General features: G+C 44.9%; 15 protein-coding genes. 9 read left to right on the forward strand and 6 right to left on the reverse strand.

Going from position 1 to position 15,019, the window contains the following annotated elements; all coding sequences use genetic code 11:
* On the reverse strand, nt 1–900 hold a 900-nt coding region (locus AC5V8P_RS14550; protein WP_495473697.1), incomplete at its 3' end, for an IscS subfamily cysteine desulfurase.
* 155 nt (nt 901–1,055) lie between these two features.
* Here AC5V8P_RS14550 and nadA point away from each other — a divergent pair.
* Nucleotides 1,056–2,162 carry a quinolinate synthase NadA gene (nadA, locus tag AC5V8P_RS14555; RefSeq protein WP_064797066.1) on the forward strand — a complete coding sequence of 369 codons (1,107 nt, stop codon included), beginning with the start codon at nt 1,056–1,058 and terminating at the stop codon, nt 2,160–2,162.
* 42 nt (nt 2,163–2,204) lie between these two features.
* Here nadA and AC5V8P_RS14560 read toward each other — a convergent pair whose 3' ends face one another.
* Nucleotides 2,205–3,557: a PQQ-binding-like beta-propeller repeat protein gene (locus AC5V8P_RS14560; protein ID WP_064797065.1), complete on the reverse strand. Its 1,353-nt coding sequence runs from the start codon at nt 3,555–3,557 to the stop codon at nt 2,205–2,207.
* A 175-nt stretch (nt 3,558–3,732) separates the two neighbouring features.
* On the opposite strand from AC5V8P_RS14560, the gene AC5V8P_RS14565 reads away from it, so the two are divergent.
* The 3 genes from AC5V8P_RS14565 (at nt 3,733) to AC5V8P_RS14575 (ending at nt 5,785) form a co-directional block, all read left to right on the forward strand.
* Nucleotides 3,733–4,062 carry a hypothetical protein gene (locus AC5V8P_RS14565; RefSeq protein ID WP_231887424.1) on the forward strand — a complete coding sequence of 110 codons (330 nt, stop codon included), beginning with the start codon at nt 3,733–3,735 and terminating at the stop codon, nt 4,060–4,062.
* Entirely contained in the window at nt 4,028–4,861 is an 834-nt protein-coding gene (gene yidC, locus AC5V8P_RS14570; protein ID WP_063210674.1) for a membrane protein insertase YidC, read from the forward strand. The genes AC5V8P_RS14565 and yidC overlap by 35 nt, the downstream gene beginning before the upstream one ends.
* A 252-nt stretch (nt 4,862–5,113) precedes the next feature.
* Nucleotides 5,114–5,785: a phosphatase PAP2 family protein gene (locus AC5V8P_RS14575; protein ID WP_064797064.1), complete on the forward strand. Its 672-nt coding sequence runs from the start codon at nt 5,114–5,116 to the stop codon at nt 5,783–5,785.
* Between the two features lie 37 nt (nt 5,786–5,822).
* Here the strand turns inward: AC5V8P_RS14575 and AC5V8P_RS14580 are convergent, their stop codons facing one another.
* On the reverse strand, nt 5,823–6,473 hold the full coding sequence (locus AC5V8P_RS14580; RefSeq protein WP_064797063.1) for an undecaprenyl-diphosphatase: 651 nt from the start codon (nt 6,471–6,473) through the stop codon (nt 5,823–5,825).
* A gap of 147 nt (nt 6,474–6,620) precedes the next feature.
* Between AC5V8P_RS14580 and AC5V8P_RS14585 the strand changes: the two genes are divergently transcribed.
* Together AC5V8P_RS14585 and AC5V8P_RS14590 are read left to right on the forward strand one after the other, a co-directional pair.
* Nucleotides 6,621–7,334, forward strand: a complete 714-nt coding sequence (locus AC5V8P_RS14585) for a response regulator transcription factor (RefSeq protein WP_064797062.1) — start codon at nt 6,621–6,623, stop codon at nt 7,332–7,334.
* A complete protein-coding gene (locus tag AC5V8P_RS14590) occupies nt 7,331–8,707 on the forward strand; it encodes a sensor histidine kinase (RefSeq protein WP_064797061.1) in 1,377 nt (458 codons plus the stop codon). Before AC5V8P_RS14585 ends, AC5V8P_RS14590 begins: the two co-directional genes overlap by 4 nt.
* Before the next feature lie 77 nt (nt 8,708–8,784).
* Here the strand turns inward: AC5V8P_RS14590 and AC5V8P_RS14595 are convergent, their stop codons facing one another.
* Complete coding sequence (locus AC5V8P_RS14595; protein ID WP_064797060.1) at nt 8,785–9,258, reverse strand: C40 family peptidase; 474 nt, start codon at nt 9,256–9,258, stop codon at nt 8,785–8,787.
* A 351-nt stretch (nt 9,259–9,609) separates the two neighbouring features.
* Between AC5V8P_RS14595 and AC5V8P_RS14600 the strand changes: the two genes are divergently transcribed.
* Entirely contained in the window at nt 9,610–10,644 is a 1,035-nt protein-coding gene (locus AC5V8P_RS14600) for a glycosyltransferase family 4 protein (protein WP_063210687.1), read from the forward strand.
* 5 nt (nt 10,645–10,649) lie between these two features.
* Nucleotides 10,650–11,375: a succinylglutamate desuccinylase/aspartoacylase family protein gene (locus AC5V8P_RS14605; protein ID WP_063210689.1), complete on the forward strand. Its 726-nt coding sequence runs from the start codon at nt 10,650–10,652 to the stop codon at nt 11,373–11,375.
* Nucleotides 11,376–11,487: 112 nt separating this feature from the next.
* On the opposite strand, the gene AC5V8P_RS14610 is transcribed toward AC5V8P_RS14605, so the two are convergent.
* Nucleotides 11,488–12,831 carry a sugar phosphate nucleotidyltransferase gene (locus AC5V8P_RS14610; protein ID WP_063210691.1) on the reverse strand — a complete coding sequence of 448 codons (1,344 nt, stop codon included), beginning with the start codon at nt 12,829–12,831 and terminating at the stop codon, nt 11,488–11,490.
* An 86-nt stretch (nt 12,832–12,917) separates the two neighbouring features.
* Nucleotides 12,918–13,739, reverse strand: coding sequence for a DUF6492 family protein (locus tag AC5V8P_RS14615; RefSeq protein ID WP_064797059.1), 822 nt, complete (start codon nt 13,737–13,739; stop codon nt 12,918–12,920).
* 208 nt (nt 13,740–13,947) lie between these two features.
* Between AC5V8P_RS14615 and AC5V8P_RS14620 the strand changes: the two genes are divergently transcribed.
* The gene (locus tag AC5V8P_RS14620; RefSeq protein ID WP_064797058.1) at nt 13,948–14,838 is read left to right on the forward strand and encodes a YheC/YheD family protein; all 891 of its coding nucleotides are present in this window, start codon (nt 13,948–13,950) and stop codon (nt 14,836–14,838) included.
* The last annotated feature ends 181 nt before the right edge of the window (nt 14,839–15,019 follow it).

A 15,019-nucleotide genomic window follows, 5' to 3' on the forward strand; every position in this document is an offset into this window, starting at 1 on the left:
AAAACATCCCACAATATGATGAAGCACAGCTTTTTTCTCGTTTTCCTGTACAATCCAATGTAACGGAATAGACTTCTCCTGAATTTTCGCAATAAAGTATTTTCGCAGGGTAGCGTATCGCTCTTGATGCATCTCCATCTGTTCAGTCATCATTTCTGCCGCCGCGACAAAGGCTGCGATTCCAGGAACATTAACCGTTCCGGGACGAAATCCGTTTTCATGCAGTGTATCGGGATACACTGAACGCCATGGCGTTCCAGGTTTGAGATATGCAGCACCGACACCCTTGGGGCCATACACTTTATGGCTTGATATAGAGAGTGCATCCACTCCCATGACTTCTACATCAATGTGAACATTTCCGAATGTTTGCACTGCATCACTATGCAGCATAATACCGCGTTCGTGGAGCAGAGGAGACAAGGCGGCAAGATCCTGAATCAGACCTGTTTCTGAGTTGGCGTGTTGTACCGATACAAGCCCGGTGTTGTCTTTAAGATGGGGGATAAGAACTTCACGAGTTATTCGTCCTTCCTGATCTGGTTGCACAATGGTTAGTTCATAGCCCTGTTGTTCTAGCATTTTAGCAAGATTGTACATCGAGTGATGTTCCAAAGCGCTCATAATCCAATGCTTTTTGTGCTGCGGCAACCCGTTCAGGATCGATTGCACGATCAACATATTGGATTCTGTTCCTCCTGTTGTAAAATAGATGCCTTCCGGTTGCCCGCCAATCATATTTGCCATTCGTTGCCTGCTATAATCTAGTGTGTAGGCTGCCTGACCGCCTGCATCATGGAGGCTGCTGGCATTTCCGAACATTTCCTTATTTAACACGCTATATATATGCAAAGCTTCGTCACACATAGGTGTAGAAGCGGCATAGTCCAGGTAAATCACAGTCAATCCTCCCCGCTTAAAAATAATTCCATTCCAAAAACTCTTGAGATTATTGTAGTCATGTGTAAATATAGGTGTCAAGACACATGTAAACATATGCGGTTATCTATTCGTGGGCGAAGGACAGTCAACCGCAAGGATATGGAGGGATTCGAATGTCTATGCTAGACGTTTTACAAGGAAATCGTGGACTTATGCCAGAGCATTATAAAACACTGTCGGTTGCTGATATGGAGCAACGTGTAGCTGAACTGAAACAAAAATGGGGCTCAAAGCTGCTCATTCCAGGCCATCACTATCAGAAGGATGAGGTTATCCAATTTGCTGATATCACAGGCGATTCTTTACAGCTTGCTCAACTGGCTGCAAAAAATCAGGAAGCGGAGTTCATTGTATTTTGCGGGGTTCATTTTATGGCGGAGACAGCGGATATGCTGACTACCGATCGGCAAACCGTTGTTCTGCCGGATATGCGCGCAGGCTGCTCGATGGCAGATATGGCGAACATGGAGCAGACGGAACGAGCGTGGAAGCATTTGCAGGAGTTGGTAGGCGATACGATCATTCCGTTAACGTATGTCAATTCCACCGCAGAGATCAAAGCCTTTGTAGGACGGCATGGCGGCGCTACTGTGACCTCTTCGAATGCCAAGCAGGTGCTGGATTGGGCGCTGAAGCAAAAGGAACGTATTTTATTTTTGCCGGATCAGCATCTGGGACGCAATACAGCCTATGATCTTGGAATCCCGCTGGATGAAATGGCTGTATGGAATCCCATGACTGATCAGCTGGAGACTAAACAAAACCCGGCATCCGTAAAAATTATTTTATGGAAAGGGCACTGTTCAGTTCATGAAAAATTTACGGTAGATCATATTCAGAACGTCCGTGAACGCGATAAGAATATCCGGGTTATCGTTCACCCCGAATGCTCTTATGAGGTTGTGCAGCTTGCAGATTGCGCGGGCTCTACCAAGTTCATCATCGATACGATCCGCGCGGCAGAGCCGGGAACCCAGTGGGCCGTTGGCACAGAGATGAATCTCGTGCAACGAATCAAGCAGCAGTACCCTGAACAGCAAATTGAATCGCTCAACCCTGATATGTGTCCTTGTCTGACCATGAACCGGATCGATCTCCCCCATTTGCTGTGGGCAATGGAGCAGCTTGATCGGGGAGAGCCTGTAGGAGTCATTCGTGTGGATGCTCAGATCAGACAGGACGCTGTACAGGCACTGAATCGTATGCTTGCTATTCGTTAAGTATTTAACGTATCGTAAGAGCGTACTTTCTAGTTAATACTTCTATTTTAAGGAAGCAGGGAGCTTGACGCCAAGCAGACGGCTCCCACTTTGAATAAATATCATCCCGCCGGATTTGAGCGTTGGACCGAAGGAACGTGAGCCGGTGTTCACAGTAAACACGGGTTTTAAGGTCATTAAATCATAGCCATGAAAAACGCCATCCGATTGCCCGATATAGACTCCTTTGCCAATTACGTCAGCTTGAACCGTCGGATTATCCCCATCGAATTGAATAAATTGACCTGAAGACAGCTTCATGGCAGTTAGTCTGTTGGAACTATAATCTTCGTAGAAAATGCGACCTTCATGGATAGCTGATAAAGAAGAGAGGTGTCCATAGCTTTCTTGTGACCACTTGCGGGCAGGTTTGCTGTCTGGCTTGTAGTTCCAGAAGTCATAGGAAGCTAGTATCTTTCCCTGAAAGATATATAGATCTTTGCTGTACAAAAAAGCAATACCAGATACACCGCCAGATTGGTAATCACCTTCTTTTTTTTTAGGCTCGGTCCAGCGATATTGTCGATCTCCTTTAGATTTACCTGTCTTGAGGTCGTATTGTGCGATCGTAACTTTATGGTTAACCGGGTCATCATCCTCCATCATAAACGTGTTGGTAACAGAGTATACAATCCCGTCTTTGACCGCTAGTGGAAAGGAAGTTCTGAAGTTGTCCCAGAGCTTTTTGCCGGTTTTAGCGTCATATGCATTGATCTGCTCAAAGGTCAGGCTGCCCTGTACGTTGTAATTGCGGATGAGGACGCCATCGGTTTCCATGAGTTTGTCCAGACCGTGGTACAAGTCCTTTTCCTCACTAATCTTCCATTTGAGTTTGCCGCTAGCAGCATCAACGGCAGCGGTATGCTCCGATTGTGTAATGTATACTGTAGAGCCAATTCGATGAATATGATCTGCCTTTGTATATCCTAACGGAGTGGTCCAAGCTTTCTTGCCTGATGTTGTTACGGCATAGATGGCGCCGCTCTGTGTCATCCCATAGATGATGCCATTGCTCTGGATTAAAACAGGGGTAAGCTGATCACCATACTGCCACAATTTTCGTCCTGAGCTGGCCTCAAGAGCAACCAGTCTGTGGTTAGAATCAACTGCGAACACCTTATTGTTTACTGCTACTGCAACTGTTTGCTCTGAATATCTATCAGTTGGGATAACAGAAAAAGACCAGGTAGGCTTGATCACAGGTGCCTGGATCGCAGTGCTATAAGCTCCGCTGCTCATGGTGACCGCAGATTGCTCTGCACTTACTTTTTGAGCGAATCCACTGCTGATCAGGGGTAGACCGAGGCTGATTATTGCTAATCCTGTACACAATGTATTAATTGCCGTTTTTCTCATACGCGCTGGCTCCTTTAATAGTTAATAGGGGAGTAAGCTTTACAGAATATTTCCTTTAATTAGACTGTAAATAAATCCAAAAGTTTCATGTGAGGTTAGTGTAATCTCTATCTCTAATTAAAGATTAGTCGATTGTCCGGTTTCGTGCTATAATTGTAGCAACATACCGAAGGAGGTGAATCCCTTGTTTGAGCTTCAGGACTTACTCCCCTATTTACTTACGATTGGCTTGCTGTGTACAGTGACGTATACGTATCTTGCTCATTTGCATGGCAGCATAGACGAATGCTGGGTCGAAGGCGGGCCCGTCCGCTCGCATGCTTCTCCGCTGATGCCGATGTCTGCCCGTGGACAGGACATGCCGGTCCGGCTAGCACGTCACATTCGGCGGAAGGAAGCGCCGGATGAAGATGCTTCCGATTGTTCTCCCTTGTTGAATGATGGCACAGTCAATCAACGAGGAGGAACATATGAAACGATTCAAGGGATTCACTTTTTGGGGTAAACAAGAACGGATATTGGGATTAATCGCAGCCTTGGGGCTGGTCATGCTGCTGTCTGGTTGTGGTGCGAATGCTGCGGAGATTAATGCGCAGACACCTGGTTTTTTTAATCATTACGTAGTATTCCCGCTTTCTTGGCTCATTCAGCATTTGGCACAGTGGTTTGGTGGAAGTTTTGGTCTAGCGATCATGACTTTAACATTCATTGTCCGTCTGGCCTTACTACCGCTGATGATGCGCCAAACACGTGCCCAGCAGGGAATGAAGCGCAAGATGAGCGCTATGCAGCCTGACTTAGACCGAATTAAGAAGAAGTATGAAAATAAGAAAGACGCCGCCAGCCAGCAGAGTATGCAGCAGGAAATGATGGCATTATACAAAGAGCATCAATTCAATCCGCTCAATATTGGTTGCCTGCCTATTCTGATTCAGCTTCCAATTTTAAGCGGTATGTATACTGCGATCAGACTCACGCCAGAGCTGGCCTCTCACTCTTTCCTCTGGTTTCGGCTCGGACAGCCGGACTGGATTTTGGCCATTATCGTTGCAATTGTATACTTGGCGCAGTCCAAGCTTTCTCAGTTCCAGATGACGGCTGACCAGCGCAAGCAATTGGCTATCATGGGTTATCTTTCACCGATAATGATGGCGGTCTTTTCCTTTAATGCTCCCGCGGCTATGCCTTTATACTGGACAGTAAGCGGCACCTTTTTGCTGCTTCAATCGCTGTGGTTTCGCAAACGGTATCCAATCGAGGAAGCAGAGAATAAGATTAAACTCAGCGAAGTTACGCCAACCTAACAGGAAAATGCGATTTGTTTGATATAGAATTGCGTCTGCAGTATTCACGTGTAATGACTAGATGCCATTCGAGCCTATAAGCTTGGGTGGTGTCTTTTTTTGCTATTTTTGCATCAGAAGCACCATGCTTTAATCTAAAGGCTAATCTTTTCTGAAATGATACAAGAAAAGTGGGTAAAGTAAATACATGGACGATATGAATGCTGCATTTTGTTTAATTATGGGATGAAGATGATGGAGGACCTCTAAACAATGAAGCAATTACCTACGAAACTGCCGATTTCCCTGGCGCTGCTTACATGTATAATATGTGCCCTCGGTTTTGGCTTAATCGCATTATGGGTCAGCGACCAGCAAGTACGGTATTTTGACTACAGGATTATTACAGCTATTGAACAATTGGAGTCGCCTGCTATGACACGTCTTATGAAATGTTTCACCATGATCGGCAGCGGGATTCCAGTGGTGATTATCATTTTAATTGCCATGTTCGTGCTGTACAGCGTATTGGGACACCGTCGAGAATTGCTTTTTTTAGCGGTTGCGGTGCTGGGATCAGTACTGCTGAATACGGTACTAAAAATGCTATTTCGTCGTGCGCGACCTGAAATCCACCGTATTATTGAAGCCAATGGATATAGCTTTCCAAGCGGACATTCCATGACAGCTTTTAGTATGTATGCGGCGCTGACGTTTTTATTATGGAAGCATGTCCCTTCCAGGAGAGGTCGTATCCTTCTTGTTGTGCTCAGTAGTCTGCTCATTTTGGCGATCGGGATAAGCCGTATCTATTTGGGCGTGCATTATCCGAGTGATGTTGTGGGGGGCTATTTCATGAGTGGTTGCTGGATGGCGGCCTGCATTTGGTTCTATCAGCGTTATGAAGAACGAAAATTATCAATTCGTACCAAATCGACAGCCTAATGAGCGGCATAGATGTGAAGTTAAAAAAGCAGATGCATTAGCGTCTGCTTTTTATTTGGACAGAGGAAGTGGGTTTAGCCATCTTAGTTTTCGTTTGTGCCACAGGCTTAAGCCCCAGCTTCTGCTCCCATTGTTCATAAAAAATAATAGCCGCTTGCATGAAGATGCCTGGAAGCTTCCGACTGCGAATGAATTTATGAACACCAACTGCGCAGCCTGCCCCAATGAGCGCTCCTGCCAAAATATCTGAAGGATAGTGAACCCCGGTCCATACACGGGATATTGCAATAAGCACAGCCAAGACCATCCAGAGGACACGATATTTTTGATGATGAAGCCATAGAATTGCTGCCAGAGCAAAAGCTCCAAGTGCATGGTTGCTCGGAAACGAAGCATTGGGATCATGATGAATAAGCTGAATGACCGTGTGCCCGACAAAAGGCCGATCTCTGTAAAACAAGTGTCCAAGTCCCCAACTAATTATAAAACCGATACAAACCGTGATAACGGCTTCTAAAACCATCATCCGATGTGGTGTTTTAAAGGTGAACCAGTACACCAGTAAAGCTACTCCGAATAGATACGGTGCATATTGCGCCAAGAAACGCATAGTCCCATTCAAAAAGGCGAGGTGATTAGCCAATTCATTGATCCAGTGAAACAAAGCAAAGTCTACATTAATTAACATGAATAAATTACTCCTTAACCTCAAAAAATTGAATTACAAAGTTATATTATAGAGCGACGATACGGATAAAAGCTTAAAATCAAATAAAAAATGAATGGCATGTGCGTTGTTTATTAGTTTTTTCTATAGAAAATAGGTGGTTTTGTGATGAAAAAGTCGGTGCTGGTCATTGATGATGAAGAGAAGATATCCAGATTGCTTCAGTTGGAGTTGTCTCACGAAAAATATGCGGTTGAAATTGCACAGACGGGAAAAGAAGGACTGGAAAAAGCATTAGCCCATAGATGGGATATTATTATCCTGGATGTGATGCTGCCGGAGATGAACGGAGTTGAGGTGCTGAAGCAGATTCGAAAGGTGGACAATCATACCCCAGTAATCATGGTCACTGCACGTAACACTACTCCTGATAAAGTATCAGGTCTAGATGGAGGCGCCAACGATTACATTACCAAGCCTTTTGAAATTGAGGAGTTATTAGCACGGATGCGAGCCAGTATGAGACACCAATTGGAGCCAGTAGCTACCGCTTTACCCAAAGAAGACAAGCAGCAGTCCATACTTCAAGTCGATAGCTTGGTGTTGGAACGCAAGACCCGCTTTGTGGTGAGGGAAGGAAAACACATCGAACTTACGCCCAAAGAATTTGATCTGCTTCAATATCTGATGGAGCATAAAAATCAAGTATTGCATCGGGATCAATTGATTCAGGACGTATGGGGGTTTGATTTTGTCGGTGATACGAATGTAGTAGATGTTTATATCCGGTATGTTCGTAAAAAAATTGATCATGGGTACAAAAAGAAATTGATTAAAACCGTGCGTGGCGTTGGGTACTGTATCCGGGAGGAAGAGCATTGAAGCTGCGGACCAAAATTACCCTGCTGAGCTCCATTTTAGTGATGACGATTCTTCTGTTCGTGGACGTCACAGTCCATCTATTATTTGTCAAAATCGCTACTCGCAATGAAAGAGAAGTGCTACAAACGAAGTGGACTGAAATTATTACCGAAACAGGACCCACGATGATTTTGAAAAATGCATGGGGCCCCAAGCTGAAAGATGAACTTTCCAGTGATACGATTCTGAGGGTATTTGATCAGCAATCCCATCTCCTGTATGAAGTGAGCCGCCAATCCCGTTTTAAACTGAACGATATACGTTTTAACCTTTCTCAAAGCTCTCAACTGACGGAAGTGCAGAATCATAAAATTCTGATCATCCATCTTCCAGTGCTTTCTCCGGAAGGTAATCAAAAAGGGACACTGGAGATCGCAGAAAAGTGGGATGCGCTGGAAACCAATCTCGATATTTTAAATACAATTCTGATCACCTCGACTGTTGGAGCTATGTTGCTCAGTCTGGTAGGTAGCACGATTTTGGCGAATGCGATATTGCTGCCAATTTCCAGTAGTATTCAGACGATGCAGGAAATCGAGAGAAGTTTGAAGTTCAAAAAAATTCCTGTCGGCGGTCACAATCAAGATGAGTTGTCTCAGATGACCACTACTTTTAACCGAATGATGGAAATGTTGGAGGAAAGTTTCCAGAGCCAGCAGCAGTTTGTTTCCGATGCCTCACATGAACTGAATACGACATTGATGATTATTGAGGGCTATGCCAACATGCTGCGGCGGTGGGGGACGCATGACGAGGAGATCCGTAAGGAATCGATTGAATCAATCTATGAAGAAACCCAGCGAATGCGTACGATGACGCAGCAATTGCTGACATTGGCCTCCTCACAGCACAAAGATTCCGAACCGTATGAACGGGTAGAACTGATCGGTTGTTGTCAACAGGTAGTAGCACATCTCAAGCCTGTTCATGACCGCCAAATTTCTATTTTTACAGAAGAGAAGGAGATTTGGCTGGATGCCAATCTTGCAAAAATGAAGCAGTTACTAGTCATCCTGCTGGATAACGCGTTAAAGTATAGCTCAGAGAAAATCGAAATCTGGATATCTTCAAATGAAAAAGATGTTCTCCTCCGGGTTAAAGATTACGGAATTGGTATACCTGAGGGCGAAATCAAGCGAGTTTTTGAACGATTTTATAGGGTAGACAGCTCCAGACATCGTAAAACCGGAGGAACTGGGCTGGGATTGCCGATTGCCAAGGCAATAACAGATGCTCATCAGGGTACGATCCGAATGGAGAGCGTAGAAGGTGAAGGAACGGAGGTCATCGTCACGCTGCCTCAGAAACAACAGGAAAGGCTGTCCCACCAGTAGATATATCTACTTAGGGGAACAGCCTTTTATTGTTTTTCGTAAGTTAAGCTTTCAGCAGATTGTAGTTTGAAATGTTCTTAAAGGACACGACGTGCTTCTGTGTAGTGGGAACTCCACCATCTTGAATTCAGATCTGTAACCGTAACGCCGCCTTGACCAAACGTGTGCAAAATTTTCCCGTCTCCCATGTAAATGGCTACATGATGAATTGGAGCATAGAAAAAGACCAAATCGCCTTTTCTAAGCTGACTACGCGGTACATAAGTGCCTACAGTTGACTGCTGTTTGGACGAACGTGGAAGATGAATTCCATTTTGTGCAAAAACATACTGAGTGAACGAAGAGCAATCAAAAGAGCTTGTACTGCCTGCTGGAGCTCCATGTTCATAACGTACGCCCATAAACTGGGAGCCTGTTGAAATAATCTGATCACCTTTACTTGCCGAAGCAGCATGAATAGTTTCTGGTCCAACGACGAAGCTCCCAGCGCTCAGTGCCAAAGTCATCGTAAAGCAAATACCCATCCACAATTTTTTAGAAGTAGTTTTCATATATAATTTCCTCCGTTATTCGTATTGTGTTGATGTCCTGAGATGACAATAACACAAATAAAAAATCCGGAATTTACCACACATGGTTACAAACCTGTTACCCCAACGTTTTGCCCTGCTTTATTAGAAAACGATGAGAATTTTCTACTTAACTTTGTCTTGACAAGCTATATAAGTTTGTTTTTATAGCTAGGTCCGTATGACAAAAACCGACTTGCAGACGATTGGCACAAGCAATCATACAAAACATACATACCTATATACTACAACGTATAACTTGTACGGGAATATGCTAGATTCCCGTTGACATCGTAAAGATCACCGTATTTTCGTTCAGGAAGGGGAATTCGTATGGCTTCAAAGCCGAGCAGAGCACTCGATAACCGGCCTCTAACTATAGTGCAAGTCATATCCAACTATCCCAATGCACAGCCTGTACCTTCCATCAAGGGCGGGACGGAAAAGATCGTGCATGAATTAACAGAGGAATTAGTGAGAAGAGGGCATCATGTATCTCTTTTTGCCGCTCGTGGGAGCAGGAGCAGCGCGCAATTGATTACTTATCCCAAGGGTTTGACACATAGTCAGATCCCCCAATATGTACTTCAGCATATGCCGTCAGGCACTGATATCATTCATGACCATACGTTCCGCTCTGCAATGGGGCGCAGGAAGTTGCCGTGCCCATCAGTATGCACCGTTCATCTCCCAGTAAAAAGACACGGTAAAAACCCAGTATATGTTAGTAAACGAGCACGTCAACTAATGGGCGGAGGCAAGGGATTTTATATCTATAACGGCATCAATACGCATGAATATGAGTTCAGCAGTGAGAAGCGCGGCTATTTGCTGTTCATGGGCAGAATCATACCAGATAAAGGTGTATTGCAGGCCATTCAGGTTGCAGAGCGAACAGGAAAAAAACTGCTTATTGCGGGTCCTATCAAAGCCCCTGTATTTTTTCGCCGAGAGATTCAGACACGAATTCAGCGCAATCCGAATATACGCTATGTGGGGTCAGTAGGGGGGGATCGGAAACAGAAGTTGCTGAAACATGCAGAGTGCCTGCTGTTTCCATCACTGTGGGAAGAGCCGTTCGGACTCGTAATGGTAGAGGCTATGGCTTGTGGAACACCGGTACTGGCATTAAAAAATGGCTCCGTTTCTGAGGTACTGTCAGGCTTTCCACAGTTGATTTGCAAATCAGTCGGCGAAATGGCACGAAAGGCACACCGAAAAAATTATCCGTCACCTGCGCAGCTTCGATTATATGTTAACCAAAGATTTACCAACAAACAGATGACCAGCAACTACTTGAGACTATACCGTGAGATCATCCGCCGGCGAGAGCAGAAGAGGGGGCAACGAAAGTCTGTACGGAGGTGAGGGGAATGCAGGTCATACGATATATGCTTGGAAAAGGCTCCTCTTGGGCGACTCCTTATTATGTAGCCACAGCGGGACAGAAAGGTCCGTGTGCGATGGTGGTTGCAGGCATACATGGTAATGAAATAGCAAGTATACGCGCTGCGGAGAAGCTGGTAAAGCTTTTGAATGAGCAAAAACTGAAATTCAGCCATGGCAAGCTTATTATTGTGCCGATAGTGAACCAAGTGGCTTACCGCAAGCGGATCAGAGGAAAACCTGATCTTAATCGGACCTTTCCGCGCCAGAAAAAGCAGGCGGCAACACAACCGCTTTCCGCTGCTCTATTCAAATTAACACAAAAGCATCACCCCGAATGGTATCTCGACTTGCATGAGGCGAATGGATTATCACAAAAAGATGCCAAGGTACTTGGTCAAACGCTTATCTCCAATAAGGGCAATCCGATAATTCCTACGATGCGCCGGATTATGAAGCGAATGAATCGCTCGATCAAGGTAAAAAACCAACATTTTAATTTACGGTTGCATGAGCTCCCAGGTTCCTCCCGCACCGCTGCATCCCGTATTTTAGGGGCACGTGCAGTTACTGTGGAAACAGGGTGGAGCCTGCCCCAGAAAGTACGTATACACTATCAGATGAAGATCGTACAGCACTTTTTAAGAGAGGCCGGGATAGTTGAGGCCAACAAGGTTTATTTATCTGGCAAGGTTAGAACGGTTTCCTTATGAGGTGTAATATTACAAAAAAATCGCTTTATGAGCAAAGGATTGTACTCACCTTTCTCAAAAGCGATTTTTTTTATGTGCGATTTTTGTGGAAAGAAGGTGTAGCTCTGTGTTGTCAGGACTCGGATCTATAGAAGGCGCTCACCAAACTGTTACCCAAGCGTACCTCGATCAGTTCAAGTTTTGAATCCAGATCAGCACAGAGCGTGTGATGCGTATCGACTGGAATGCTGAACACAGAGCCGCTAGCGGCAGCAAAGCGTTCTCCATTCAACATAACCTCTCCCCGACCAGATACGATCATCCATACTTTAAGTCCGCTGCCGTGAATACGTCCATTCAAGCGATGATCCGGTAACACTGTCAGTCGTAGAGCTAATATGTCATGCGGACTTCGGTGATCAAATTCGTCCAGCACCCGGTAACTTCCCCAAGAGGTTTCGCCATGCATGGGGTGAAGTTGGAGTTTGCCTAGCTGCTCCTTGATCGCATGGGCATGGTTTTTGGATGCAATGAGAATGCCGTCAGGGCTTGCAGCAGCAATAATTCCCTCTACGCCAATGACATGAAGCGGATAGGGCAATTCATTGACGATGTGTGTGCCATGAGTCTCGCCACTGATTTGACCTCGTCCGATTACTTGGCTTCCTAACTGCTCTGTTAAGGTCTGCCAGTTGCCGATATCGTGCCATTCGCCCTCGTAAGGTAGGACAACGGCCCGTTCAGTACGCTCCGCAACCTCCTCATCGAAACTACGAACCGGAAGGCTATCATACATTGCGCACAGTTCTTTATCGTTCAGCGGCAATTGGCTTTGTTCCATACAAGACAGCATATACCGTAACGTAAAAGCGTAAATACCGCAATTCCAGAGCGCGCCTTGGTTAATAAGCTGCTGCGCGCCAGAGAGATCCGGCTTTTCTGTGAAGCGTGCAACTTGTGCATAGGCCGATCTCCCTTCTTTCCTTATTTGCTGACCTGGAACGACATAGCCATATTGGTCAGAGGCATGGGTAGGTCTTGTCCCAAGCATAGCCAGATCGGCTCCGCTCTCCAGCAATAGACTAGAGAGCGCTCTTATCCTGTCGAAGAAGTCGTCGCCTGCAAACATATCTGCTGGAGCAATGCAGAGAACTTCATCCAACCCCATGCCTCTCGTGTGAAAATAAGCAGCAGCGAGTGCAGCAGCGGTGAAGGTTCCTCGTTTGGCAGGCTCGCCAAGAACAGGCAGACGACCTTCTGTATGGCGAGAGGCTAGATTTACCTGGCTTCGATGAGCCAGAAGCAGGGCAGAGGAATCCAGCCCGGCTAAGGTAAGCTGACGATACACCCGACCGAGCATAGATTCCTGCTGCCCGTCAGGAGCGGGCAACAACCGGAGAAACAGCTTTGACCGAATCTCGTTGGATAATGGCCACAGCCGTTTTCCGGCCCCACCGCATAATAATACGATGCGCACTGACGTTTCCTCCTTCAATGCAGATCCATTTGGATGGCATCAGCAATTGCGAGATTTTCTATTTTTGAGAACTATTTCAATGAAGATTAAATCTTTGTTTTTGCAGCTAGCTGGTACACTTTGCGTTGATGAAAAGATAAGGAGCGGTGGCTTTGGGCGAAGACATCCAATTGTTTTTGCGATAGTGAAGAAGCACGACTATGAAGCGCTTTATTCAATGATTTGCGCAAAATCATCCGAGAGGGCTCATTGCTGTATAGATAGTTGGCATACGTCTCATATTCGGAAAATCCAAACTGTTTTGTCCGGTCAATACTTTGGATAATGGCGTTGTACCAAGGTTTCCCGTGCTTAGCCTCTATAACTTGTTTGAGCTGGGCGAGCCGTGTTTTTTCAAAAAGCATATAGTGAGTGACAAAGGACTTTGGTGAGGGAGCTTTAGCGCCCATCAGCTTACGATAAGTGCGGAAATACTCAGGTTGACTCCAATTGCGGTAGTAAAAAATTGTTTTTCCATCTTTACGGAACGTATGTGGACGAATCAAAATGGTGTCCGCGTCTATAACGAGAAAAAAAGACGATTTACTGATTTTGTCGCCATTCATTTTGAGCAATTGCTGATACAGCCAGCCTGAGCGGTCCCAACGTGTTGTTCCGTAACGAATATGCTTTTTAGTGATGGGCAGCACTATTTTTTCATCTACAAATGTACACTTCTTGTTGGCACATAGACGGCGAAGTTTAGTGCTTTGTGGTGAAATGATATAAATGTTTGCAATTCGGTGCTGCACGTGACGACGCAGACTGTCAATAACTAGTGGAAGTGTAGCCAAATCTTTTTCAATTGCCGGGATTAGCACATCGATTGTGAGGGAACTCTTCTGTGGCCCAACGGATTGCGCAGACATGTTATTCACTCCCTGTACGTGCAAATATACGCTACTGGTGCCTCACCTTATTGTATGCATGGACAGGCACTTTCGACCGGGCAAGGGCAGTCGTCTAATTCTTATGTAGGAGAGGGCGAATGGAGCTACGAATGGGGATTTGGCGCATACGATAGATTGAGCTTTTAACAGGTGCGTTCTACCCTGAAAGTAGAGAGGAGAGGGGCAAGTGAATTCTTCACAAGCGCAGGCGATACGCAGCAAATGGAATAAAACCAAATTGTTGCTCCAGCACGGAGGCATCAAGCGTTTTATACCTGAAACCCGTAAATACAGCAAAGCAAATGTGAAATCAATGTTGGAGAAGTATGGCATGGTCTATGTAAAGCCTGATCTAGGTACCTTTGGTAAAGGTGTGATGAAAGTTGAAAAGGAGGCAGGCCAACGTTTTGCTTACCAGTATGAGGAAAAGCGTCTGGAATTCAAACAATTGGATGCACTAATTACCAGCCTATCGAAACACACTGGAAAAAAAAGTTATCTTATTCAAAAGGGAATCCATTTATTGCGCCATCAAAATCGTTATTTTGATATCCGGGTCATGGTGCAGCGTAATGCAAAAGGGCCATGGGAAGCTACCGGGATTATTGGACGGCTGGGTCATCCTCGTAAAATCGTGACCAACTATCATAGTGGTGGTAAGCCGATGGCCATAGAGCAGCTACTGAAATCACATTTGCCGCAAAGTAAGCAGGCTGAGCTGATCAAAAAGCTCAATGAACTGGGGATTACCATTGCTACGCAACTACAAAAAACATATCCGAATTTCCGGCAAATTGGTGTGGACATTGGACTGGATCGTAGCTTTACCCCATGGATTATTGAGGTGAACACGAAGCCTGATCCATATATTTTCAACCAACTGACAGATAAGTCAATGTACCGAAAAGTAATAAGCTATTGGCGACTGGCGAATGAGAAAAGGAAAGTTGCAGTCCCAAGCAAGGAAAAGAAGAATAGCGTTAAAAATAAAGATAAAGATGAAAATAAAAATAAGATTGAAAATAAAATAAAAATGAAAATAACATTAAAAACTCAAAAAAAAGTGAAAAGTTCATGAGCGAGGAATCGCGTTTAAGATTGAAGCTGAACTAGTGAAATAAAAGGATGAATATCTTCAAAATTCATCCTTTTTTACATACTCGATATTCCTGTTTTATGTCGCTGTTATTGACCTATCGATATGTTTGTAATCAAAAAAATGAAATTGGAAAAACTAGTTGAAAATAATTAGAAATGAG

The organism is Paenibacillus sp. N119s (assembly GCF_059447605.1).